Origin of the sequence: Pseudomonas sp. PDNC002, assembly GCF_016919445.1 — a bacterium.
GTDB lineage: Bacteria > Pseudomonadota > Gammaproteobacteria > Pseudomonadales > Pseudomonadaceae > Pseudomonas.
Window position 1 is genome coordinate 462,550 of sequence record NZ_CP070356.1, and the last position, 24,807, is coordinate 487,356.

Here is a 24,807-nt window from a genome sequence, read left to right on the forward strand (position 1 = left end):
TCTCGCCTCCCCGTACTCCATTCATCCAACCGTACGGCGCGGGCCTTTACGGTCGGGTGCCGAGCATCGAATGCCGGCAGTCTAGCCCAGCCGATCAGCCGGCCGGGCGGATTTCGTCACTCCCTGTGACCTGGCGCAATGGCATCACGCGCCTCGCTCCTGACATCTATATACCCGCGCAACGCAACTGACAGCGCGGGGCGCTCCGGCGAACATCATCGCCGGATGCTGGCTACTTCAGGGGAAATCGCAGCGATTCAGGACAGCTCGAAAGCCTTCCACATCTGCATCACCATGCGTCGCTCGGCATGGAAGTGATCGCCGCTCACCACGCCCGGCTGCTTCTGCAGGGACAATCGGTGCGCCGCCGCCCGGTAAGCCTTGTAGGCGTCCTGCAACTTCAGGACATCCTCGCCGGACATCAACCCGACCCGCTCCAGCGCTTCCAGAATGCGGATGTTGTCGGTGAACTCCACCAGCTCCGGGTGCTGCCACGACCAGGCCAGGGCCGCGTATTGCACCATAAATTCGATATCGACGATACCACCGGCATCCTGCTTGAGATCGAACGGGGCCGCGGCCTCGAAGGCATTCGGCGCCGTGCCTGCCGCCGTGCTCGGGGTGCCGAGGTTGTCGCGCATCTTGGCGCGCATCTCGCTGACTTCCTTGCGCAGTTCGGCCAGGTCGCGCTGCTGGCCGATGACTTTCGCGCGGATCGCTTCGAAAGCCCTGGCCACCCGCTGGCAGCCCGCGAGCACGCGGGCGCGCACCAGCGCCTGGTGCTCCCAGGTCCAGGCCTCGCCCAGTTGATAGGCCTCGAAGGCGCGCAACGAGCTGACCAGCAAGCCGGAAGCGCCGCTCGGACGCAGGCGCATGTCCACCTCGTAGAGCATGCCCGAGGGCGTCTGCGCGGTGAGGAAGTGGATGATCTTCTGCCCCAGGCGCGTATAGAACTGCGCACCGTCGATGGACTTCTCGCCGTCGGTCTCGCTCTGCGGGTCGCCGTCGTGGATGAACACCAGGTCCAGGTCCGAGCCGTGGCCCAGCTCCAGGCCGCCGGACTTGCCGTAGCCGATGATGATGAAGTCCGGATCGCACGGCGTGCCGTCCACACGAGTGGGCCGGCCATGACGCTGCACCAACTGGTCCCAGGTCAGGACAAGTACCTGCTCGAGGATCGCCTCGGCCAGCCAGGTCAAATAATCGCTCACCTTCATTAAAGGCAGGGTGCCGGCGATCTCCGAAGCCACCACGCGCAGGGCGTGGGCCAGCTTGAAGTGACGCAGGGTTTCCATCTGCTGCTCGAGGTCGTCCTCGGGGATGCGCATCAGCCGCTCGCGCAGCTCGGCGCCCAGTTCAGCGGCCTGCGGCGGGCGGAACAGGCGCCCTTCGTTCAACAGCTCGTCGAGCAGGATCGGGAAGCGAGCGATCTGCTCGGCCACCATCGGGCTGGCCGCGCACAGCGTCAGCAGACGCTCCAGCGCGCCGGGGTTTTCGGTCAGCAGCACGAGATAAGCAGAACGCCGCGCCACCGCTTCGATCAGCGGCAGCGTGCGCTCCAGCAGCACATCCGCCGGGCCACGCTCGGCGATCATGTTCAGCAGACGCGGCATGAAGGCATCCAGACGCTCGCGCCCCAGGCGCTGCATGGCACGCACCTGCGGGCCGTGACGCAGGTCGGTCAAGCGCTTCCAGGCCAGGGCCGGGTCGGCGAACCCGGTGTCGGCGAACTGCCGGCAGGCGGACTCCTCGTCCACCGCCTCTTCCCAGATAGGAATCCACTCGCCACCGATGGTGGTGTCGACCTTGCCGTCCTCATCTTCATCCGGGTCGGCGATCACCTGATGGAAATGCCAGTCGATGCGTTCGCGCCACTGGTTGATCGCCTGGTGGAACGCGGACCAGTTGGCGAAGCCCATGATGAAGGCCACGCGAATACGCTCGAACTCGTCCTCCGGCAGCATCTGCGTCTGCCGGTCCGCGATGGCTTGCAGCGCGTGCTCGGCGTAACGCAGGAATTCGTAGCCCTCGCGCAGCTCGGCGACCACCTGCGGCGGCAGGTAGCCCTGCCCTTCGAGAATCGCCAGCACGCGCAACAATGGCCGCTGTTGCAGGCTCAGGTCCCGGCCGCCGTGGATTAGCTGGAAGGCCTGGGCGATGAACTCCACCTCGCGGATGCCCCCGGCGCCCAGCTTGATGTTCTCGCTCATACCCTTGCGCCGGACTTCCTGCTGGATCAGCTGCTTCATGGTGCGCAGCGCCTCGATGGCGGAGAAGTCCAGGTAGCGGCGGTAGACGAACGGACGCAGCAACTCCAGCAGACGCTGGCCGGCTTCCTGGTCGCCGCCAACCACGCGCGCCTTGATCATCGCGTAGCGTTCCCAGTCGCGCCCCTGGTCCTGGTAGTACTGCTCCAGCGCAGCGAAGCTGTGTACCAGCGGACCGCTGGAGCCGTAGGGGCGCAGACGCATGTCGACGCGGAAAGCGAAGCCCTCGACAGTGATCGCATCCAGCGACTTGATCAGCTTCTGCCCCAGGCGAGTGAAGAACTCCTGATTGTCCAGCGCACGTTTGGCGCCCTGGGTCTCGCCGCCCTCGGGGTAGCCGAAGATCAGGTCGATGTCGGAGGACAGGTTCAGCTCGCCCGCGCCCAACTTGCCCATGCCCAGCACGATCATTTTCTGCGGCAGGCCCGAGCGATTGCCGATGGGCACGCCGAACTGCTGGCAGTGGCGCTGATAAAGCCAGGACAGGGACTGGTCGATGCAGGCGTCGGCGAGGTCGGACAGGTCGCGGCAGGTGCCGGCCAGGTCGCTGCGACGGCTCAGGTCGCGCCAGATGATGCGCATCTGCTGGCGCCGACGGAAGCGGCGCAGGCGGCGGCCCAGCTCGTCTTCATCGGCGCAATCGGCCAGCAGCGCTTCCAGCTGCGCGCCCATCTCGCCGGGTTGCAGGCCGCGCTCCAGCTCACCGGTCGCGGCCAGCTCCAATAGAAAAGCGGGATCACGCTGGACCTGCTCGGCGACGAAATCGCTGCCGGCGGTCACGCGGGCGAAATCCGCGTGCCGCTCGTCGGACCAGCTGTCGAAGCTGGCGATCTGCTCGGCGGAAAACTCGGCGATGGCAGCGCGGAAATTCTGTTCGGCCCGCTCGGCGAGGGGCTTCAAAGTGGCCGGCAAAGCGGCCAGGGACGGCAGGCTCATGGTCTATCCTGAATGGTCGGCGAGGCGCCGGCATTCCCGTCTTTCGCGCCCCTGTAGTTTTACTACTAACTTTTTCTGGCGGAGGGGTGTATCCGCTGGCGATTTGTAGTAAAACTACAACCCGCCGGGCGTACCCCCGGAGCACTTCCAAGAATTCGCCGCGTCGCCCACGAGGTTGGCGCAGCTATCGGCAACGATCTACTGGCTTCCGATTCTGGAAGCCTTTCCGCCCTGGAGCAAGCCATGCAAGACCTCGATCCCGTCGAAACCCAGGAATGGCTGGACGCCCTGGAATCGGTCCTGGACCGTGAAGGTGAAGACCGCGCCCATTACCTGATGACCCGTATGGGCGAGCTGGCCAGCCGGTCCGGCACCCAACTGCCCTACGCGATCACCACGCCGTACCGCAACAGCATCCCGGTCACCCACGAAGCCCGCATGCCCGGCGACCTGTTCATGGAACGCCGCATCCGCTCCCTGGTGCGCTGGAACGCCCTGGCGATGGTGATGAAGGCCAACAAGAACGACCCGGATCTGGGTGGCCACATCTCCTCCTTCGCCTCCTCGGCGACCCTGTATGACGTTGGCTTCAACTACTTCTTCCAGGCCCCGACCGACGAACACGGCGGCGACCTGGTGTTCTTCCAGGGCCACGCCTCCCCCGGCGTCTATGCCCGCGCCTTCCTCGAAGGCCGCATCACCGAAGACCAGCTGAACAACTTCCGCCAGGAAGTGGACGGCAACGGCCTGTCTTCCTACCCGCACCCGTGGCTGATGCCGGACTTCTGGCAGTTCCCGACCGTTTCGATGGGTCTGGGCCCGATCCAGGCGATCTACCAGGCGCGCTTCATGAAGTACCTGGAAAGCCGCGGCTTCATCCCCGCCGGCAAGCAGAAGGTCTGGTGCTTCATGGGCGACGGCGAGTGCGACGAGCCCGAATCCCTGGGGGCGATCTCCCTGGCCGGCCGCGAGAAGCTGGACAACCTGATCTTCGTCATCAACTGCAACCTCCAGCGCCTCGACGGCCCGGTTCGCGGCAACGGCAAGATCATCCAGGAACTCGAAGGCGTGTTCCGTGGCGCCGAGTGGAACGTCAACAAGGTGGTCTGGGGTCGCTTCTGGGACCCGCTGTTCGCCAAGGACACCGCCGGCCTGCTGCAGCAGCGCATGGACGAGGTCATCGACGGCGAGTACCAGAACTACAAGGCCAAAGACGGCGCCTATGTGCGTGAGCACTTCTTCGGTGCACGTCCGGAGCTGCTGGAGATGGTCAAGGACCTCTCCGACGAGGAAGTCTGGAAACTCAACCGTGGCGGCCACGACCCCTACAAGGTCTATGCGGCCTACCACCAGGCGGTCAACCACAAGGGCCAGCCGACCGTCATCCTGGCCAAGACCATCAAGGGCTATGGCACCGGTTCCGGCGAAGCGAAGAACATCGCGCACAACGTCAAGAAGGTCGACGTCGAGTCCCTGAAGTCGTTCCGCGACAAGTTCGACATCCCGATCAAGGATGCCGACCTGGAAAACCTGCCGTTCTACCGCCCCGAAGAAGGCAGCGCCGAGGCCAAATACCTGGCTTCGCGCCGTGCCGCGCTGGGTGGCGTGATGCCGGTTCGCCGCGAGAAGAGCTTCCAGGTCCCGGTTCCCCCGCTGGAAACCCTCAAGGCCATGCTCGACGGCTCGGGCGACCGCGAAATCTCCACCACCATGGCCTTCGTGCGGATCATCTCGCAGCTGGTCAAGGACAAGGAACTCGGCCCGCGCATCGTCCCGATCGTCCCGGACGAAGCCCGTACCTTCGGTATGGAAGGCATGTTCCGTCAGCTGGGTATCTACTCCTCCGTCGGCCAGCTGTACGAGCCGGTGGATAAGGACCAGGTGATGTTCTACCGCGAGGACAAGAAAGGTCAGATCCTCGAGGAAGGCATCAACGAAGCCGGCGCCATGTCCAGCTGGATCGCCGCGGGTACCTCGTACTCCACGCACAACCAGCCGATGCTGCCGTTCTACATCTTCTACTCGATGTTCGGCTTCCAGCGTATCGGCGACCTGGCCTGGGCCGCTGGCGACAGCCGCGCGCACGGCTTCCTGATCGGTGGCACCGCCGGCCGTACCACCCTGAACGGTGAAGGCCTGCAGCACGAAGACGGTCACAGCCACCTGCTGGCGGCGACCATCCCGAACTGCCGCACCTACGATCCGACCTACGCCTACGAGCTGGCGGTGATCATCCGCGAAGGCTCGCGCCAGATGATCGAAGAGCAGCAGGACATCTTCTATTACATCACCGTGATGAACGAGAACTACGTCCAGCCGGCCATGCCCAAGGGCGCCGAGGAAGGCATCATCAAGGGCATGTACCTGCTCGATGAGGACAAGAAGGACGCCGCGCACCACGTGCAACTGCTGGGTTCGGGCACCATCCTGCGCGAAGTCGAGGAAGCCGCGAAGATCCTGCGCAAGGACTTCGGCATCGGCGCCGACGTCTGGTCCGTTCCGAGCTTCAACGAACTGCGCCGCGACGGCCTGGCCGTGGAGCGCTGGAACCGCCTGCACCCGGGTCAGAAGCCCAAGCAGAGCTACGTCGAAGAGTGCCTCGCCGGCCGCAAGGGCCCGGTGATCGCCTCCACCGACTACATGAAGCTCTACGCCGAGCAGATCCGCCAGTGGGTTCCGAGCAAGGAATTCAAGGTCCTGGGCACCGACGGCTTCGGCCGCAGCGACAGCCGCCGCAAGCTGCGCGACTTCTTCGAAGTCGATCGCCACTGGGTCGTGCTGGCCGCGCTGGAAGCCCTCGCCGATCGCGGTGATATCGAACCCAAAGTGGTGGCCGAGGCCATCGCCAAGTTCGGCATCAACCCCGAAAAACGCAACCCGCTGGACTGCTGAGGAGAGGCACGATGAGCGAACTGATTCGTGTACCCGACATCGGCAATGGTCAGGGTGAAGTCATCGAACTGCTGGTCAAGGTCGGCGACACCGTCGAGGCCGACCAGAGCCTGCTGACCCTGGAATCCGACAAGGCCAGCATGGAAATCCCCTCGCCGAAAGCCGGCGTGGTGAAGAGCCTGAAGGTCAAGGTGGGCGACACCCTGAAGGAAGGCGACGAGATCCTCGAGCTGGAAGTCGAGGGTGGTTCGGCTGCCGCCGAAGCGCCCAAGGCCGAAGCTCCGGCCCCGGCTGCCGAGGCTCCGAAGGCAGAGGCGCCGGCCGCCGCGCCAGCCGCCGCGCCAGCCGCCGGCGCCAGCGTCCAGGACATCCACGTCCCGGACATCGGCTCCGCCGGCAAGGCCAACGTCATCGAAGTCATGGTGAAAGCTGGTGACACGGTCGAAGCCGACCAGTCGCTGATCACCCTGGAATCGGACAAGGCCAGCATGGAAATCCCCTCGCCGGCTGCCGGCGTGGTGGAAAGCGTGTCGATCAAGATCGGTGACGAAGTCGGCACCGGCGACCTGATCCTCAAGCTGAAGGTCGCGGGCGCCGCTGCCCCAGCCGCCGCAGAAGCTCCGGCTGCTGCTCCGGCTCCGGCTCCGGCCGCTGCCGCTCCTGCCGCCGCTCCCGCACCGGCTGCCGCCGCCCCGGCCAAGGCTGCGGAAGCCGCTCCGGTGGGCGCGCCCAGCCGTGACGGCGCCAAGGTTCACGCCGGCCCGGCGGTGCGCATGGTCGCCCGCGAGTTCGGCGTCGAGCTCTCCGAAGTGAAAGGCTCCGGCCCGAAAGGCCGCATCCTCAAGGAAGACGTGCAGCTGTTCGTCAAGGAGCAACTGCAGCGCGCCAAGTCGGCTCCGGCCGGCGCAACGGGCGGCGCAGGCATTCCGCCGATCCCGGAAGTCGACTTCAGCAAGTTCGGCGAAGTGGAAGAAGTGGCGATGACCCGCCTGATGCAGGTCGGCGCTGCCAACCTGCATCGCAGCTGGCTGAACGTGCCGCACGTGACCCAGTTCGACTCGGCCGACATCACCGAGATGGAAGCCTTCCGCGTGGCCCAGAAAGCCGTCGCGGAAAAGGCCGGCGTCAAGCTGACCGTGCTGCCGATCCTGCTGAAGGCCTGTGCCCACCTGCTCAAGGAAATGCCGGACTTCAACAGCTCGCTGGCCCCCAGCGGCAAGGCGCTGATCCGCAAGAAGTACGTGAACATCGGCTTCGCCGTGGACACGCCGGACGGTCTGCTGGTCCCGGTGATCAAGAACGTCGACCAGAAGAGCCTCCTGCAGCTCGCCGCCGAAGCCGCCGAACTGGCCGAGAAAGCGCGCACCAAGAAGCTCTCCGCCGACGCCATGCAGGGCGCCTGCTTCACCATCTCCAGCCTCGGCCACATTGGCGGCACCGGCTTCACGCCGATCGTCAACGCGCCGGAAGTGGCGATCCTGGGTGTCAGCAAGGCGACCATGCAGCCGGTGTGGGACGGCAAGGCCTTCCAGCCGCGCCTGATGCTGCCGCTGTCGCTGTCCTACGATCACCGCGTGATCAACGGGGCTGCTGCCGCGCGCTACACCAAGCGCCTGTCCGACCTGCTGGGTGATATCCGCACCCTGCTGCTGTAAGTGTTGTAAGGGGCCGGCCCGCGCCGGCCCTTCCTCTCGACGAGCACGCCACGCTCGTACTCTCCAGCCCTGCCGGATGGCGGGGCTTCTTTTTGCCTGGCCACCAGGCCGGTATGCGCAACGCTGACCGGCGGACTGCCAGCGTGCCCGCGCAGCGCTCAACTTCCCCCGGCGCCAGCCGATACAGTCTTGGCTTGTCATGGCCCCGTGCCTCATGCAAATCTTGCCCACGCCCATAGAAGTCGGGCGGGGCCATGTACCCCGTCCAGCACCCTGGAATTCCGCCGCGCATGAAGAGTCATCCCGATGCCGCCAGCCGTCAGGCGGCCGAGGTTGTCACGCAGCTTCCCGTCCCTTCGAGGCTCGGGATGCTGCGCTTCGAGCGCCTGAACGAGCCCAGCTGGACACTGCTGTTCCTCGATCCGGGCTGCGAGCGCCAGATTGGCGTACCGGCCCAGGACCTCTGCGGCATCCTCGACGCCCCCTATGCCAGCCTGATGGAACCCGAAGCGCGCCATCGCCTGCATGAACAGGTGCAGCAGCAACTGGTCAAGGACGGCCGCTACCGGGTGCGCTACCTGCTCCACTCGCCGCGCGGCACGCTGAACGTGCTGGAAGTCGGCGAGGCCTTCCAGCAGCACGGCCGCCAATTGCTCCACGGCTACCTGCTGCAGGACGATGGCGACGAACAGGCCACCGAGCTTGACCCGCGCCTGCTCGACCTGGAAGCCCAGAACATCCGCCTGAAGATGTCCCTGGAGATGTACCAGCGCTCCCAGGACGAACACCTGCAACACCTGGTGCGCTCGCGCACCCAGCAGAATCTCATCGTGCGCCTGGCGCGGCACCGCTACCTGTCCAGCGATCCGCTGCTGGAGGCTGCGCAGCTGATCGCCCAGGCCGCCTGCGAAGCCTACGACGTGGCCCGCGCCGGCATCTGGCGCCTGCACCCGGACAATAGCCTGGAGGCGGTGACCACCTACCGCCGCGACACCGACCAGTACGAAAAGCCGCAGGACATCGACGCCAGCCACTTCCCCAACTATCTCGACGCGGTCCACAGCGGCCGCGCCATCGACGCCCATAACGCCCAGCAGGACCCGCGCACTCAGGAACTGGCCAAGCGCTACCTGCGCCCGCAGGGCATCAGCGCCATGCTCGATGCCACCATCCGTGTCGGCGGCGAAGTGGTCGGCGTGCTGTGCCTGGAACATGTCGGCGAAGTGCGCATGTGGCAGAGCGACGAGATCGCCTTCGCCGGCGAGCTGGCTGACCAGTACGCCCAGGTATTGATGAACCACGAGCGGCGCAACGTCTCCAGCGCCCTGCACCTGTTCCAGCGCGCCGTCGAGCAGAGCGCCAGCGCCTTCCTGCTGATCGACCGCGACGGCCTGGTCGAGTACGTCAACCCGAGCTTTACGGCCATCACCCAATACGGCGCCGACGAAGTCCGTGGCCGCCGCCTGCCGGAGCTGCCGGCGCTGGCCAACCTCAGCGAACTGCTGTTCGACGCGCGCTCCACGCTGGTCACGCAGAACAGCTGGCAGGGCGAATTCCGCAGCCGGCGCAAGAACCTCGAGCCCTACTGGGGCCAGCTGTCGCTGTCCAAGGTCTACGACGACAAGGGCGAGCTGACGCACTACATCGGCATCTACGAAGACATCACCCAGAGCAAGCTGGCCCAGCAGCACATCGAGAAGCTCGCCTACCGCGACAACCTCACCGGGCTGGCCAACCGGCACTTCTTCATCAGCGCCCTGGAGGAGCGCCTGCAGGCGGGCAGCGGACATTCGCTGAGCCTGCTACTGGTGGATATCGACAACTTCAAGCGGATCAACGACAGCCTCGGCCACCAGACCGGCGACAAACTGTTGGCCAACCTCGCCCGGCGGCTGCGCAGCAGCCTGAGCGACAGCACCACCCTGGCGCGCTTCGCCAGCAACGAATTCGCCGTGCTGCTGGAGGAATCCGTGGTTGGCCGCGGCGAGAAGACCGCCGCGCAGATCCTCGATGTGCTCGACAAACCGCTGTTCGTCGACAACCAGTTGATCAGCATCACCGGCTCCATCGGCATCGCCTACGCACCGCAGCATGGTCAGGACCCGCAGACCCTGATGAAGCACGCGGGCCTGGCGCTGCACAAGGCCAAGGCCAACGGCAAGCACCAGGTGCAGACCTTCACCGAGGCGATGACCGCCGAGGCCAGCTACAAGCTGTTCGTCGAGAGCAACCTGCGCCGCGCGCTGGTGCAGGACGAACTGGCCGTGCACTACCAGCCCAAGCTGTGCCTGCGCAGTGGCGCACTGCTGGGCCTGGAAGCCCTGCTGCGCTGGCAGCACCCGGAAAAGGGCATGATCCGCCCGGACCAGTTCATCAGCGTCGCCGAGGAAACCGGCCTGATCATTCCCATCGGCAAATGGGTGATCCGCCAGGCCTGCCGCCAGGTGCGCGAGTTGGCCGCCAAGGGCCTGGGCGACCTGCACATGGCGATCAACCTGTCGCCCAAGCAATTCAGCGACCCGGACCTGGTCGGCTCCATCGCCGCGATCCTCCACGAGGAGAGCATCCCGGCCTCGCAGCTTGAACTGGAACTGACCGAAAGCCTGCTGCTGGACGCCACCGACGACACCCGCCAGCAACTGGAACGCCTGAAGAACCTCGGCCTGACCCTGGCCATGGACGACTTCGGCACTGGCTACTCGTCGCTGAGCTACCTGAAGAAATTCCCCATCGACGTGATCAAGATCGATCGCAGCTTCATCAAGGACATCCCGGACAACCAGGACGACATGGAAATCACCTCGGCGGTGATCGCCATGGCCCACAACCTCAAGCTGCAGGTGGTCGCCGAAGGCGTCGAGACCGCCGCGCAACTGGCCTTCCTGCGGCGCAACCGTTGCGACATCGGCCAGGGCTACCTGTTCGACAAGCCCATCCCCAGCAACGACCTGTCCTCCAGCCTGCAACGCTATCCCTGCCGCCCCCATTGAAGGCCTGCCATACGGCGTGCCCGCAGCCATCCCCGCTGTAGGAAAAAAGGCTGTAATCTTCGGCGAGTACCCGAGTCTATTGCCGCCCCTATTCAGAGGAGACGAATGCCATGACCCTGCGCTCGCAAATTCTTGCCCACAAGCTGGAACTGCCCAGCTCCGCCCAGGCCCTCCCAGGCCGGGAAAGCCCGATGCCAGTGCCCGAAGCGCATTACGTCAATGGCCACCCGCTGGCCGCGCCGTTCCCGGCCGGCCTGCAGCAGATCGTCGTCGGACTGGGTTGCTTCTGGGGTGCCGAACGGCGCTTCTGGCAGCAGCCGGGCGTATGGGTCACGGCGGTGGGCTACGCCGGCGGCTTCACGCCGAACCCGACCTACGACGAAGTCTGCTCCGGGCTCACCGGCCACAGCGAAGTGGTGCTGGTGGTCTACGATCCGCGCGAGACCAGCACCGAGGCGCTGCTGAAGGTGTTCTGGGAATCCCACGATCCGACCCAGGGCATGCGCCAGGGCAATGACACCGGCACCCAGTACCGCTCGGTGATCTACTGGTACGACCAAGCGCAGAAAGCCGCCATCGATGCCAGCCGCGCGGCCTTCCAGAAGGAGCTGAGCGCCAAGGGCTACGGCGATATCACCACGGAAATCCGCGAGGTGCCGCCGTTCTATTACGCCGAAACCTACCACCAGCAGTACCTGGCGAAAGTCCCCTACGGCTACTGCGGCCTGGGTGGCACGGGCGTCTGCCTGCCGGCGTAAGCAAAATTCGACTTTGGCCCAGTACATGGGCCATTTCGACAGGGAGAAGCCTCGAATTCCGCAGCCATCAAGGAAGCGTCAGAGGGCGTCTTTTGAAGAGGTCTGTAACACTTTCAACCTCCTTCAACACTTTCAGTAATGTCATGTCCCTGAACAAACAAATATTAGTTGGCCTGTTTACCACTGGTGTTCTCATCTCCTCCTGCCTCATATCCCCCTTAGGCGTCGCCGCGACGCTGAGTGCGGACAGCAATCCCAAATCAAACGCCTTGGCTCAGGCTAGAAAAGCGTTCGCGACCCAAGTCAATCTCGGCCATCTCAGCAACGATCCAGTCGAGGTTCCCCCTGATCCCAGCCTGAAGCTCATTACCTATCCATCCGCCGTAGGCAAACTCCCAGCCTATTTGAGCGCCGATCCGGGCGATGGGAAGCGTCATCCAGCCATAATCTGGATCACCGGTGGCGACGCAAACTCCATTGGCGATGTCTGGAGTCAGCAACCGGCAGATAACGACCAGAGCGCCTCAGCCTATCGCGCCGCTGGCATCATCACTATGTATCCCTCGCTACGCGGCGGTAACAGCAATCCGGGTCATACAGAAGGCTTCTATGGCGAAGTCGACGACGTCATAGCAGCGGCCGATTTTTTAGCCCAGCAACCCTATGTCGACCCGCAGCGAATCTATCTGGGGGGACACAGCACCGGTGGGGTCTTGACCCTACTGACGGCGGAAAGCTCATCGCGTTTTCGCGCGACGTTTTCGTTTGGCCCTCGTGCCTTCGGCAGCGGGTCGCCGACTTTTTTCAGCAAGGTAGATCTAATGAAGCTGGCCCCACAAGAAATCAGGCTACGCGCCCCGATTCTATGGCTGTCGTCGATCAAAACGCCTGTCTTTGTCATCGAAGGCATTGAAGGAATGAGCTACGACCTCGAACAGATGAGGGGGGCCTCCGAAAATCCCCATGTGCACTTCATCCGCATAGCTGGCGCCGACCACTTCTCTGGCCTGGGCGCCAGTAATCGAGTAATCGCACGCAAGGTTTTGGAAGACACTGGACCAACCTCACAGATCAGTCTTTCGGCCGAAGATATCGAGAAAGCGATGCGTTGACCGTCCATCGGACCTTCCGCGAGGCGCTCAGCGTTTACTGTTGGCGCCTCCTTTCACCGGCCAGTCCACCTGCCAGCTACCTTCGCTCTGCGCCAGCGTGTCCGCTAGCCACGGCAGCAGGCGGCGCAGCTCCTCGTCCAGCGGCCATGGCGGGTTGGCGATGACCAGGCCCGAGCCGTTCAGGCGGTCGGCGCTGGCCGCCGGGTGTACGCACAACTCCGCGCGCAACATCTTCGGCGCCGGGCTCTTCTCCAGGCGCTGGTAGAAGCGCTTGAGCTGGCGGGGATCCTTAATCGGATACCAGATGGCGACGACGGTCTGGCGCATCCGGCCGATGGCCTCGGCCAGTGCGGCCACGCAGCGTTCCAGATCGCCGGGCTGCTCGAAGGGCGGGGCGATCAGCAGCACGCCACGCTTCTCCACCACGGGCATGACGACCAGCGCGCACCCGCCTCCCGGGGGCGCGCCCCTGACTACCGAGCCTGACTCGTCCCACTCCGGCGGGCGATCAGGTTTCCGCTCATGGCATAGGACACGAAATAGATCGACATCGCCTCGCCATCCTCGGAAGCAGTCACCTGCATCTGGCGAACGAATGCATCGTTCTTGAACAACTGGATGTTCAGCACCCGGTCGGACAACTGCCGCACCGATACCTGGTTGATCTCCTGGCTCCCACGATAGGGCACCCGCGTTCCATCCAGCGGCGCCTCATAGGCTTCGCCGTTGCTCATGCGCACCGCCAGTTGCCCATCGGTAAAGTGGTAGCTGAAGCCCGAGTCAGCCTTGGGCTGCGACATTCCCTGGGTTATCCAGGTGCCGGTCAGGGCATGCACGCCGCTCACTGCCTGCCCCAGCCGGATACGGTCGCCGCCTTGCACGTCGCCCTGTCCCGCCCCGGTGTAGCTGTTGTAGCGCATCAGGTTGCCATCGTTGGAAACCGTCATCACCACCGTCTCGACCAGCTTGCCGGCGAGCTTCTTCTCGGTGCGCAGCTGATGGTCGTCCTTGATCTGCACCGCCAGCGAATCGAAGTCCGGGTAACCCCGGATCGGATGATCCTTGCCATCGGCCCTGATGCGGATTTCGGGTGCGCAGGTCAGGCAGGCGTAGTAGCCGTCGCGCACCTCGAAGCGGTCGAGCAGGTCGGGAAAGGTCAGGCTCCAGTCGATGTTCCAACTGCCCTCCAGTGCCTCCGAGGCGGAGGCGGCGAAAGGCAGTAATCCCACGAAGCATGAAAGCCGAACGATTTTTCGCATGAAATTGCTCCAAACGGTGCAGGCAGAGTGGAAGCCATGGATCAGATAGATCCAGGATCAACGCAGGCCGAAACCGACCCAATCCGCGCAACGTACAGAGATATCAGCAGGCTGATTTGTATGAATTAGCGCATGAATCCGAGTGAAATTTCAGATTCCACTCGGGACATTCATTGCTCGGCAATCAGCCAATCGAGCTGCCAGCCACCTTCGCTCTGCGCCAGCGTGTCCGCCAGCCACGGCAGCAGGCCGCGCAGTTCCTCGTCCAGCGGCCATGGCGGGTTGGCGATGACCAGGCCCGAGCCGTTCAGGCGGTCGGCGCTGTCCGCCGGGTGTACGCACAACTCCGCGCGCAACATCTTCGGCGCCGAGCTCTTCTCCAGGCGCTGGTAGAAGCGCTTGAGCTGGCGGCGATCCTTGATCGGGTACCAGATGGCGACGACGGTCTGGCGCATCCGGCCGATGGCCTCGTCCAGCGCGGCCACGCAGCGCTCCAGGTCGTCGGGCTGCTCGAAGGGCGGGTCGATCAGCAGCACGCCACGCTTCTCCGCCACGGGCAGGAAGGCCCGCGGTAGCAGCCAGCCGTCGCCCTGGTGCACCGAGATACGACGCTCGCCCCCCATGTTGGCCTTGAGCAGGCGGCCATCTTCCGGGTGCAGCTCGTTGAGCAGCACGCGATCCTGCGGGCGGGTCAGGCGACGCGCCAGCTCGGGCGAGCCGGGGTAGTACTCCAGGCCGCCATCGGGATTGAGCGCGCGCACCACGTCGAGGTAATCCTGTAGCAGCTCCGGCAGGTCCTCGCGCTCCCACAGGCGACCGATGCCCGACTCCCACTCGCCGGTACGGCTGGCTTCATCGCCCAGCAGGTCGTACAGGCCGATGCCCGAATGGCTGTCGAGGTAGGCGAAGGGCGTGTCCTTGCGCGCCATCAGCGCGAAGAGGCGCGCGAGGACGATGTGTTTGAACACGTCGGCATGGTTGCCGGCGTGATAGGCGTGGCGGTAGTTCATGAATGGCAGGCTCCTCAAGGCGCGCAGTTTAAGGCCTGTGGCCGCCTGGCGCGAGCCGGCATGGCGTTGCGGGCGCGACCGGGAATCGGCGCGTTTTAGCCCTTTATCACGCTCATGGATGATTCTGTGCGCGCTTCATTCACCAGACTAGACTGCGGCGATTCCCACGGAGGTCGATCCATGTCCGAGACCCTGCTCAGCTCCCGCAACCTCGCTTTCGAACTCTACGAAGTGCTCGACGCCGAGGCCCTGACCCAGCGCGAACGCTTCGCCGACCACAACCGCGAGACCTTCGATGCGGCCCTGTCCACGGCGCGCGGCATCGCCGAAGAACTGTTCGCCCCGCACAACCGCAAGAACGACGAGAACGAACCGCAGTACGTCGACGGCGGCGCGGTGCTGATCCCGGAAGTGAAACCGGCGGTCGATGCGTTCAACGAAGCCGGTTTCCAGAACGCCTCGCGCAGCTTCGAACAGGGGGGCATGCAGTTGCCGCACCTGCTGTCGCGCGCCTGCTTCGCGCACTTCCAGTCGGCCAACATCGCCACTTCGTCCTATCCAATGCTGAGCATGGGCGCCAGCCACCTGATCGAGACCTTCGGCAGCGACGAGCAGAAGCGTCTGTTCCTCCAGCCGATGATCGAGGCGCGCTACTTCGGCACCATGGCGTTGACCGAGCCCCACGCCGGCTCGTCCCTGGCGGACATCCGCACCCGCGCCGAACCGGCCGCCGACGGCAGCTACCGGATCAAGGGCAACAAGATCTTCATCTCCGGCGGCGACCACCCGCTGTCGGACAACATCGTGCACATGGTCCTGGCCAAGCTGCCGGATGCCCCGCCCGGCGTGAAGGGCATCAGCCTGTTCATCGTGCCGAAGTTCCTGGTCAACGACGATGGCTCCCTCGGCGCACGCAACGACGTGACCCTGGCCGGCCTGTTCCACAAGATGGGCTGGCGCGGCACCACCTCCACCGCACTGAACTTCGGTGACAACGGCGAGTGCGTCGGCTACCTCGTCGGCAAGCCGCACCACGGCCTGGCCTACATGTTCCAGATGATGAACGAGGCGCGCATCGGCGTCGGCATGGGCGCGATCATGCTCGGCTACGCCGGCTACCTGTACTCCCTGGAATACGCCCGCGAACGTCCGCAAGGCCGCCCGGTGGACGCCAAGGACCCGACCTCGGCGCCGGTGTCCATCGTCCAGCACACCGACGTCAAGCGCATGCTGTTGACCCAGAAGGCCTACGTCGAGGGCGCCTTCGACCTCGGCCTGTACGCCTCGCGCCTGGTCGACGACTGCGAAACCCTGCCCACAGAGGAAGAGCGCAAGCAGGCCCACGAGCTGCTCGACCTGCTCACCCCGATCGTCAAATCCTGGCCCTCGGAGTTCTGCCTGAAGGCCAACGAACTGGCGATCCAGATCCTTGGCGGCCACGGCTACACCCGTGAATATCCGGTGGAGCAGTACTACCGCGACAACCGCCTGAACCCGATCCACGAAGGCACCCACGGCATCCAGTCGCTGGACCTGCTCGGCCGCAAGCTGGCGCAGAACAACGGCGCCGGCCTCAAGCAACTGACCCGCCTGATCAACCAGGCCTGCGAGCGCGCCCAGGCACACGCCTCGCTGGACAAGCTGCGCGAGCCGTTGGAGCAGTTGATGGCACGCCTCTCGGCGACCACCCTGAGCCTGCTCGGCGACCTGATGCAGGGCCGCGTGGCCCAGGGCCTGGCCAACTCCGCGCTGTACCTGAAGGTCTTCGGCCACGCCGTGATCGGCTGGCGCTGGCTGGAGCAGGCGATTCGCGCCGAGGAAGGCCTGGCGCGCGGCAACGCTGCCGACACGGACTTCTACCGCGGCAAGCTGCAGGCCGCGCGCTACTTCCTGACCTGGGAAGTGCCGTCCTGCCACCACGACCTGGCCCTGCTCGAAGCCCGCGACGACACCTGTTCCACCATGCAGGACGCCTGGTTCTAAGCGTCCCGTATGTCCCTTTCGCCCCGGTCACGTCCGGGGCTTTTTTATGCCTGGTAGAAAGGCGATGAAAATCCAGGAAGAGTCCGACACAGGCTGCCAACTCCGCCGATGGAGCACATCCAGGCAATGCCCTTGAATGACGCCCGCGCAACCTTGGCCATTCGACAGCATGCCCAGATACCCATTGATCTCCCGCTGGTACCTCCAGCCCTTCCGCCTGAAGGTCCTACTGCCGTTGCTCGCTATCGCCACGGCGCTGACCTGCACTACCCGCCTGGTACAACCACGCTCCTCCGACGCGCCAGCCGGTGACAGCGCGTCCAGGGCCCTTTCGCCATTGATGAGCAGCACCCCGATCTACGTCGAGCCCGGAGACGAAGCGTTGCGCCACGCCAACGACTACCTCACGGCCATCGACAAGGCCGGCGCCGACGGCCAGGCCGTCCTGCGCGGCGGCGATAACCAGTCCATCCTGTCGCAGGCTCGCTACTTCAACGCACTGGTCAATTCCGGCTACGCACAGTTCGGTTCGTCCTATTACGAGCCGCTGGGCAGCTGCGGCGTCGCCGGCAGTTCCGCCAGGCACCTCTGGCATGTGCGCCTGCGTGCCATGAACGGGCAAGATCACAACGACCTGCACAGCGAACTGTCCCAGGCCAGCGCCATCCTGCAAAGTGACCGCGTGGCCTGCCTGCAGGCGGCCAGCGAAGGGGCGGAAAATACCTCCCGATGGGCGCCAGCGCTGCTCTCCTTCAGCGATGCGGCACCTCGCTGGCAGCTTGCCCTTCCGTGGCCCCAGTAGACTGTAGAGCAGGCCTCAACAAACCTTTGACAGCCTTGTAAATCCGCAGGTTAGAATCGATTGGCATGCGGCCTGCATCCGATTCCACGTAGCGTCGCCACTCCCCTACTTCCCAGGAGATCGACACTTTGGATGCCGTGGCCATCAACAGCTATTTCCTGATCGCTGCTGTGCTGATCGGCATGAGCATCCTGGTCAGCTCGCTGTCCTCGCGCCTGGGCATCCCGATCCTCGTCATCTTCCTCGCCGTCGGCATGATCGCGGGCACCGACGGCCCCGGCGGCATCGGTTTCTCCAACTATCCCATGGCCTACCTGGTGGGCAACCTGGCGCTGGCCGTGATCCTGCTGGACGGCGGCTTGCGCACGCGGGTGTCGAGCTTCCGCGTGGCGCTGTGGCCTGCGCTATCGCTGGCTACCGCCGGCGTGCTGATCACCGCAGGGCTGACCGGTGTCGCCGCCGCCTGGCTGTTCAAGCTGAGCTGGATGGAAGGCCTGCTGATCGGTGCCATCGTCGGCTCCACCGATGCCGCGGCGGTGTTCTCCCTGCTCGGCGGCAAAGGCCTGAACGAACGGGTCACCGCCACCCTGGAAATCGAGTCGGGCAGCAACGACCCCATGGCGGTGTTCCTCACCGTCACCCTGATCGACATGCTCGCCCACGGCGAAAGCGGCTTGTCCTGGAGCTTCCTCTGGCACTTCCTGCGCGAGTTCGGCATCGGCTCCGTGCTCGGCCTGGGCGGTGGCTGGCTGCTGCTGCAGGTAATCAACCGCATCCACCTGGCCAACGGGCTGTACCCGCTGCTCGCCATCAGTGGCGGCCTGCTGATCTTCGCCGTGGCCAACGCCGTGCACGGCAGCGGCATCCTCGCCATCTACCTGTGCGGCCTGGTGCTGGGCAACCAGCCGATCCGCTCGCGCCACGGCATCATGCACATGCTCGACGGCATGGCGTGGCTGGCGCAGATCGGCATGTTCCTGGTGCTGGGCCTGTTGGTCACGCCCCACGACCTCTGGCCCATCGCCCTGCCCGCCCTGGGCCTGGCGCTGTGGATGATCCTCTTCGCCCGCCCGCTGTCGGTGCTGGTCGGCCTGTTCCCGTTCCGCGCCTTCCATGGCCGCGAGAAGGCTTTCATCGCCTGGGTCGGCCTGCGCGGCGCGGTCCCGATCATTCTGGCGGTGTTCCCGCTGATGGCCGGGCTGCCCAACGCCCAGCTGTTCTTCAACGTGGCCTTCTTCATCGTGCTGGTCTCGTTGCTGGTACAGGGCACCAGCCTGCCCTGGGCCGCCAAGCTGCTGCGCGTGGTAGTGCCGCCGGACCCGGCGCCGATCTCCCGCGCCGGCCTGGAAGTCCACCCGACCAGCGAGTGGGAGCTGTTCGTCTACCACCTGAGCAAGGAAAAGTGGTGCATCGGCGCCGCCCTGCGCGAGCTGAAGATGCCCGAAGGCACCCGCATCGCCGCACTGTTCCGGGGCACCCAACTGCTCCACCCGTCCGGTAGTACCATCCTCGAAGCCGACGACATCCTCTGCGTGATCGGCCACGAGCACGACCTCTCGCCGCTGGGCAAACTGTTCAGCCAGGCGCCGGATCGCGGGCTGAGCGCGCGCTTCTTCGGCGACTTCGTCCTCGAAGGCGATGCCCAACTCGCTGCCGTGGCCTCGCTCTACGGCCTCAAGCTCGAAGGCGTGGACGGCGAGCAGAACCTGGGCCGCTTCATCGCCCACGAGATCGGCGGCCAGGCGATCATCGGCGACCAGGTGGAATGGAACGGTCTGACCTGGACCGTCGCTGCCCTGGACGGGAACAAGATCCGCAAGGTCGGGGTCAAATTCCCGGAAGGCCGTCCCGGCCCCGGTCTGTTCCTCTGACCGCCTACCGGTGCCCGCTTGCGGGCGCCGGCCCGCCAGCACTACCCTCTGCCCACTTTCCGCACGAGCCGCCGCCCGCGACCATGTCATTCCTGCTGCGTACCTTTCTGACCGCCGTCCTGCTGGGCGGCACCTTCATCGGCCTGCCTGTGCTGGCCGCCGACATGACTCCGCCAAGCGCCGAAAAGGTGCAACAGAGCCTGGACAGCCTCGCCGACCGCAAGTTGGCCGATGCCGAGGCCAAGCCGATCAAGGCCAGTCTGGAAAACACCTTGAAGCTTCTGGCGGCCAAGGCCGACAGCGAGAAACAGCTGAGCGAGCTCAAGGGCCGCCTGGCCGATGCTCCCAAGCTGATCAACGAGAACCAGAAGGCGCTCAGCCGCCTCAAGGGCAGCAGCGACAAGCCCGCCACCCAACGCTACAAGGACTCCAGCACCACCCAGCTGGAAATGCTCCTCAACGAGCAGTCCACCCAGCTCGCCGCCTGGCAGAAGGAGATGGTCGACGCCAAGAGCGACATCCTCACCGCGCAGACCCGTCCGGAGCGAGCCCAGGCCGACCTGAGCAAGAACCAGACACGCCTGCTGGAAATCACCGGCCTGATCAAGGCCGGAAAGGAAGGCGCCAAGCCGATCGCCGACGAACGCCGTAACGAGCTGCTGGCCGAACAGGCCATGCTCATCTCGCAGAACCTCCTGCTGCGCCAGCAACTGGCCGGCAACAACCTGCTGCTCGATCTCGCCTCCAGTCAGCGCGACCTACTGGCCGAGCGGATCGGCCGCGAGGAGCGCGAAACCCTCGAACTGCAGGCAATGATCAGCGACAAACGGCGCGAGCAGTCGGAGAAAACCGTCGCCGAGCTGTCCAAGGACAGCCAGGCCGCCGGCACCGACAGCCTGCTGAGCCAGCAGAGCGCCGCCAACCTCAAGCTCTCCGACTACCTGCTGCGCACCACCGACCGCCTCAACACGCTCACCCGGCGCAACCTGGAAGCCAAGCAGCAACTGGACAACCTGACCCAGGGCGAACAGGCCCTGGACGAGCAGATCAACGTCCTGCGCGGCAGCCTGCTGCTGTCGAAGATCCTCTACCAGCAGAAGCAATCGCTGCCGGTGATCAAGACCGACCAGGATCTCGCCGACGAAATCGCCGACCTGCGCCTGTACCAGTTCGAGCTGAACCAGAAGCGCGACGAGATCAACAACACCCAGGTCTACCTCGACAACCTGCTGGCCCAGCAACCGCAGGAAAGCGTCACGCCGCAGTTGCGCCACGACCTCGGCGAGCTGGTCGACACCCGCCTGGAGCTGATGGAGCGCCTCAACCATGAGTTGAACGCGCTGCTCAACGAAGCCATCACCCTGCAGCTGAACCAGAAGCAGCTCAAGGGAACCAGTGACAGCCTGCGCGCCACCCTCGACGAGCAGATGTTCTGGATTCCCAGCAACCGCCCGCTGGACCTGTCCTGGTTCAAGATGACCCCGCAGCTCCTGCACCACCAGCTGTCCGAAGTGCCGTGGGGTTCGGGCGTGAAGGAGCTGGGCGAAGGCCTGATCGACCGGCCGTTCCTGTTCCTGCCGCTGCTCCTGCTGGTCGCCGGCCTGCTGTGGAAGCGCAAGTTCCTCTACGACAAACTCGAATCGCTGAACGACGACATCGGCCACTTCAAGCGTGACAGCCAGGCGCACACCCCGCTCGCCCTGCTGCTGGCCGTGCTGCTGGCCTTGCCCGGCACCCTCGCGCTGGCCATCGGCGGCCTCGCCCTGCTGCTCGACGCCCGCGGCCAGAACGCCACCCTGGGCAGCGCGCTGCTGGAAATGGCGCAAGTCTGGCTGGTGTTCTACACCGCCCACCGCATCCTGCGCCCCGGCGGCATCGCCGAGCGGCACTTCCACTGGAGCCAGGCGCAGGTGCAATTCCTCGGCAAGCTGATGCGCCGACTGGGCCTGGTGGTGATGTCGCTGGTCGCAGTGGTCACCGTCGCCGAGCACCAGCCGGCATCCCTGGCTGACGACGTGATCGGCATCGCCGTGGTGCTGTTCGGTTACGGCGCCATGACCTGGCTGCTCGCCCAACTACTGTTCAACAGCCCCTCCAGCGAGCGTCCGTCGATGATCAAGATGATCGTCGGCCTGGGCTTCACCGCCCTGCCGGTGGCGCTGTTCCTCGCCGTGGGCTTCGGCTACTACTACACCGCGCTCAAGCTCACCGACCGGCTGATCGACACCCTGTTCCTGCTGATGTTCTGGATGGTGGTGGAAGCCACCTTCGTCCGCGGCATGGGCGTCGCCGCCCGTCGCCTGGCATACCAGCGCGCACTGTCGAAGCGCCAGAACGCGCCCAAGGAAGGCATCGAAGGCGCCGAAGTCGTTGTGGAAGAACCGACCCTGGGCATCGAGCAGATCAACGAACAGTCGATGCGCCTGATCCGCCTGGGCCTGCTGATCGGCTTCGTGGTCACCCTGTACTGGGTCTGGGCCGACCTGATCAGCGTGGTCTCCTACCTCGACAACGTAACCCTCTACCAATACACCAGCGGCACAGGCGACGCGGCCTCCACCACGCCCATCAGCCTCAGCGACTTCCTCATGGCCCTGGTGATCGCCGCCGTGACCGTCGCCCTCGCGCGCAACCTGCCCGGCCTGCTCGAAGTCCTGGTGCTGCAACGCCTGACCCTGGCCCAGGGCAGCGCCTACGCCATCACCACCCTGCTCTCCTACACCATCAGCGGCGTCGGCATCGTCAGCGCGCTGTCCACCCTCGGGGTGAGCTGGGACAAGCTGCAATGGCTGGTGGCCGCGCTGTCGGTCGGCCTGGGCTTTGGCCTGCAGGCGATCTTCTCCAACTTCGTCTCCGGCCTGATCATCCTCTTCGAACGCCCGGTGCGCATCGGCGACGTGGTGACCATCGGCGCGCTGTCCGGCACCGTCAGCCGCATCCGCATCCGCGCCACCACCATCACCGACTTCGACCGCAAGGAAATCATCGTTCCCAACCAGACCTTCATCACCGGGCAACTGGTGAACTGGTCGCTGAGCGATACCGTGACGCGGGTGACCATCAAGATCGGCCTGGCCTACGAAAGCGACCTGCCGCTGGCGCGCAAGATCATGCTCGACGCCGCCCACGCCAACCCGCGCATCCTGCGCGACCCGGAGCCGGTGCTGTACTTCACCACCATCAGCGCCAGCACCTTCGACTACGAACTGCGCTTCCACGTGCGCGAGCTGGGCGACCGCAACCCGGCGGTGGACGAAACCCTCACCCGCATCGCCCTGGCCTTCCGCGAGGCCGGCATCGACATGGCGTTCAACCAGGTCGACGTGTTCCTGAAGAACTTCCAGGGCCAGGAAGCCCAGGTGATCGTCGGGCAGCAGCAACCCGCCGCCACACCGGTGAAGCTGCCGGCCAAGCCCGACAGCGACAAGGCCTGAGGCTGGACGCCTTCGGACAAGTCCGAGCACAATGCTCCGACGAAGGGCCTGTTCCCGTTTCGGCGCGAGCCGCGTTGCCGCGTCAAATGGCGCCAGGCTAGGCGGGGGACGCAGGGAATGGCATTCCCTTTCCAAGTCCCGCAACGACGCATGGCGCCATTTGACGCGCAACCCGAAGGGACGGGCCCTTTTTTGCGCGGTGCTGCGTTACTCGTCGTTCATTTGGAATGACCAAACCACCCTCCTCGCGCCTAACCCCGCGCAAAAAATGGCTCCGTCGCGGTCGCGCCGAAACGGGAACAGGCCCTATTGGAGATGCGTGTGAAAAAGCTCGACGAACTGACCTTCGATAACCGCTTCGCCCGCCTGGGCGACGTGTTTTCCACCGAAGTCCTGCCCGACCCCATCGCCGATCCGCATCTGGTCGTCGCCAGTCCCTCGGCCATGGCGCTTATCGACCTCGACCCCAGCGAGGCGGACAACCCGGTCTTCGCCGAAATCTTCGCCGGCCACAAGCTCTGGTCGGAAGCGCAGCCGCGCGCCATGGTCTATTCCGGTCACCAGTTCGGCTCCTACAACCCACGCCTGGGCGACGGCCGCGGCCTGCTGCTGGGCGAAGTGGTGAACGACGCCGGCCAGCACTGGGACCTGCACCTCAAGGGCGCCGGGCAAACGCCCTACTCGCGCATGGGCGACGGCCGCGCCGTGCTGCGCTCGTCGATCCGCGAATTCCTCGCCAGCGAATACCTCCACGCCCTCGGCATCCCCAGCAGCCGCGCCCTGTGCGTCACCGGCTCCAGCACCACGGTGTGGCGCGAGACCAAGGAAACCGGCGCCATGCTGCTGCGCATGGCCCCCAGCCACGTGCGCTTCGGTCACTTCGAATACTTCTACTACACCAAGCAGGAAGAGCACCTGAACACGCTCGGCGAGTTCGTCCTGCACGAGTATTTCCCCGACTGCCTGCAGGACGAGAAACCCTACCTCGCCTTCTTCCGCGAAGTCGTCGAGCGCAACGCGCAGATGATCGCCTACTGGCAGGCCTACGGCTTCTGCCACGGCGTGATGAACACCGACAACATGTCGATCCTCGGCATCACCTTCGACTATGGCCCCTACGCCTTCCTCGACGACTTCGACGCCAACCACATCTGCAACCACTCCGACGACACCGGCCGCTACTCCTTCAGCAACCAGGTGCCCATCGCCCACTGGAACCTCGCCGCGCTCGGCCAGGCGCTGACCCACTTCGTCGAAGTCGATGACCTGCGCGCCACGCTGGACCTGTTCCTGCCGCTGTACCAGGCGCACTACCTGGACCTGATGCGTCGCCGCCTGGGCCTCATCACTACCGAGGATGGCGACCTGGAACTGGTGCAACGCCTGCTGCAAACCATGCAGAAAGGCGCGGTGGACTACTCGCTGTTCTTCCGACGCCTCGGCGATCAAGCACCGGAACAGGCGCTGGCCGTGGCGCGCGAAGACTTCGTCGACCTCGCCGGCTTCGACGCCTGGGCCGCCGACTACCGCGCCCGCGTCGAACGCGAAGGCGGCAGCCAGGACGAACGCCGTGCGCGCATGCACGCCGCCAACCCGCTCTACGTGCTGCGCAACTACCTCGCCCAGGAAGCCATCACGGCCGCCGAGCAGGGCGACTACAGCGTGGTGCGGCGCCTGCACGAAGTGCTCAGCCGGCCCTTCGAAGAGCAGCCCGATGCCGAGGTCTTCACCCGCCGTCCGCCGGACTGGGGCAGGCATCTGGAGATCAGTTGTTCCTCCTGAGCCGGTTATAAGCTCAGCCAAAAGCGATCTAGCACTGCCCCGACGACATTGCGCCC

13 protein-coding genes and 1 pseudogene are annotated in these 24,807 nt (G+C 65.1%); 10 read left to right on the plus strand and 4 right to left on the minus strand.

Annotated elements, in window-relative coordinates; translation table 11 throughout:
- Positions 1-257 precede the first annotated feature (257 nt).
- Complete coding sequence (gene glnE, locus JVX91_RS02205; RefSeq protein WP_205337824.1) at positions 258-3,203, minus strand: bifunctional [glutamate--ammonia ligase]-adenylyl-L-tyrosine phosphorylase/[glutamate--ammonia-ligase] adenylyltransferase; 2,946 nt, start codon at positions 3,201-3,203, stop codon at positions 258-260.
- Between the two features lie 243 nt (positions 3,204-3,446).
- Between glnE and aceE the strand changes: the two genes are divergently transcribed.
- The 5 genes from aceE to JVX91_RS02230 all read left to right on the plus strand — a co-directional run bounded on the left by aceE (position 3,447) and on the right by JVX91_RS02230 (position 12,610).
- Entirely contained in the window at positions 3,447-6,095 is a 2,649-nt protein-coding gene (gene aceE, locus JVX91_RS02210; protein ID WP_205337825.1) for a pyruvate dehydrogenase (acetyl-transferring), homodimeric type, read from the plus strand.
- A gap of 11 nt (positions 6,096-6,106) precedes the next feature.
- Positions 6,107-7,750, plus strand: a complete 1,644-nt coding sequence (gene aceF, locus JVX91_RS02215; protein ID WP_205337826.1) for a dihydrolipoyllysine-residue acetyltransferase — start codon at positions 6,107-6,109, stop codon at positions 7,748-7,750.
- Positions 7,751-8,040: 290 nt separating this feature from the next.
- A complete protein-coding gene (locus JVX91_RS02220; protein ID WP_205337827.1) occupies positions 8,041-10,740 on the plus strand; it encodes an EAL domain-containing protein in 2,700 nt (899 codons plus the stop codon).
- Between the two features lie 110 nt (positions 10,741-10,850).
- Complete coding sequence (gene msrA / locus JVX91_RS02225) at positions 10,851-11,498, plus strand: peptide-methionine (S)-S-oxide reductase MsrA (RefSeq protein ID WP_205337828.1); 648 nt, start codon at positions 10,851-10,853, stop codon at positions 11,496-11,498.
- Between the two features lie 143 nt (positions 11,499-11,641).
- Complete coding sequence (locus JVX91_RS02230) at positions 11,642-12,610, plus strand: prolyl oligopeptidase family serine peptidase (protein ID WP_205337829.1); 969 nt, start codon at positions 11,642-11,644, stop codon at positions 12,608-12,610.
- A 27-nt stretch (positions 12,611-12,637) separates the two neighbouring features.
- On the opposite strand, the pseudogene rlmJ reads toward JVX91_RS02230, so the two are convergent.
- The 3 genes and pseudogenes from rlmJ to JVX91_RS02245 form a co-directional block, all read right to left on the minus strand.
- Positions 12,638-13,045, minus strand: a pseudogene (rlmJ, locus tag JVX91_RS02235) (23S rRNA (adenine(2030)-N(6))-methyltransferase RlmJ); the annotation flags it as partial.
- Between the two features lie 38 nt (positions 13,046-13,083).
- Positions 13,084-13,839: a hypothetical protein gene (locus JVX91_RS02240; protein WP_205337830.1), complete on the minus strand. Its 756-nt coding sequence runs from the start codon at positions 13,837-13,839 to the stop codon at positions 13,084-13,086.
- Positions 13,840-14,039: 200 nt separating this feature from the next.
- Positions 14,040-14,879: a 23S rRNA (adenine(2030)-N(6))-methyltransferase RlmJ gene (locus tag JVX91_RS02245; protein WP_205337831.1), complete on the minus strand. Its 840-nt coding sequence runs from the start codon at positions 14,877-14,879 to the stop codon at positions 14,040-14,042.
- Between the two features lie 180 nt (positions 14,880-15,059).
- On the opposite strand from JVX91_RS02245, the gene JVX91_RS02250 reads away from it, so the two are divergent.
- The 5 genes from JVX91_RS02250 (at position 15,060) to JVX91_RS02270 (ending at position 24,751) form a co-directional block, all read left to right on the plus strand.
- Positions 15,060-16,862: an acyl-CoA dehydrogenase gene (locus JVX91_RS02250; protein WP_205337832.1), complete on the plus strand. Its 1,803-nt coding sequence runs from the start codon at positions 15,060-15,062 to the stop codon at positions 16,860-16,862.
- A 169-nt stretch (positions 16,863-17,031) separates the two neighbouring features.
- Entirely contained in the window at positions 17,032-17,664 is a 633-nt protein-coding gene (locus JVX91_RS02255; RefSeq protein ID WP_205337833.1) for a hypothetical protein, read from the plus strand.
- A 128-nt stretch (positions 17,665-17,792) separates the two neighbouring features.
- Positions 17,793-19,535, plus strand: a complete 1,743-nt coding sequence (locus tag JVX91_RS02260) for a potassium/proton antiporter (protein WP_205337834.1) — start codon at positions 17,793-17,795, stop codon at positions 19,533-19,535.
- A gap of 83 nt (positions 19,536-19,618) precedes the next feature.
- Positions 19,619-22,969 (plus strand): mechanosensitive channel MscK, encoded by a 3,351-nt coding sequence (gene mscK, locus JVX91_RS02265; RefSeq protein ID WP_205337835.1) that lies wholly within the window; start codon positions 19,619-19,621, stop codon positions 22,967-22,969.
- Positions 22,970-23,290: 321 nt separating this feature from the next.
- On the plus strand, positions 23,291-24,751 hold the full coding sequence (locus JVX91_RS02270) for a protein adenylyltransferase SelO (RefSeq protein WP_205337836.1): 1,461 nt from the start codon (positions 23,291-23,293) through the stop codon (positions 24,749-24,751).
- The last annotated feature ends 56 nt before the right edge of the window (positions 24,752-24,807 follow it).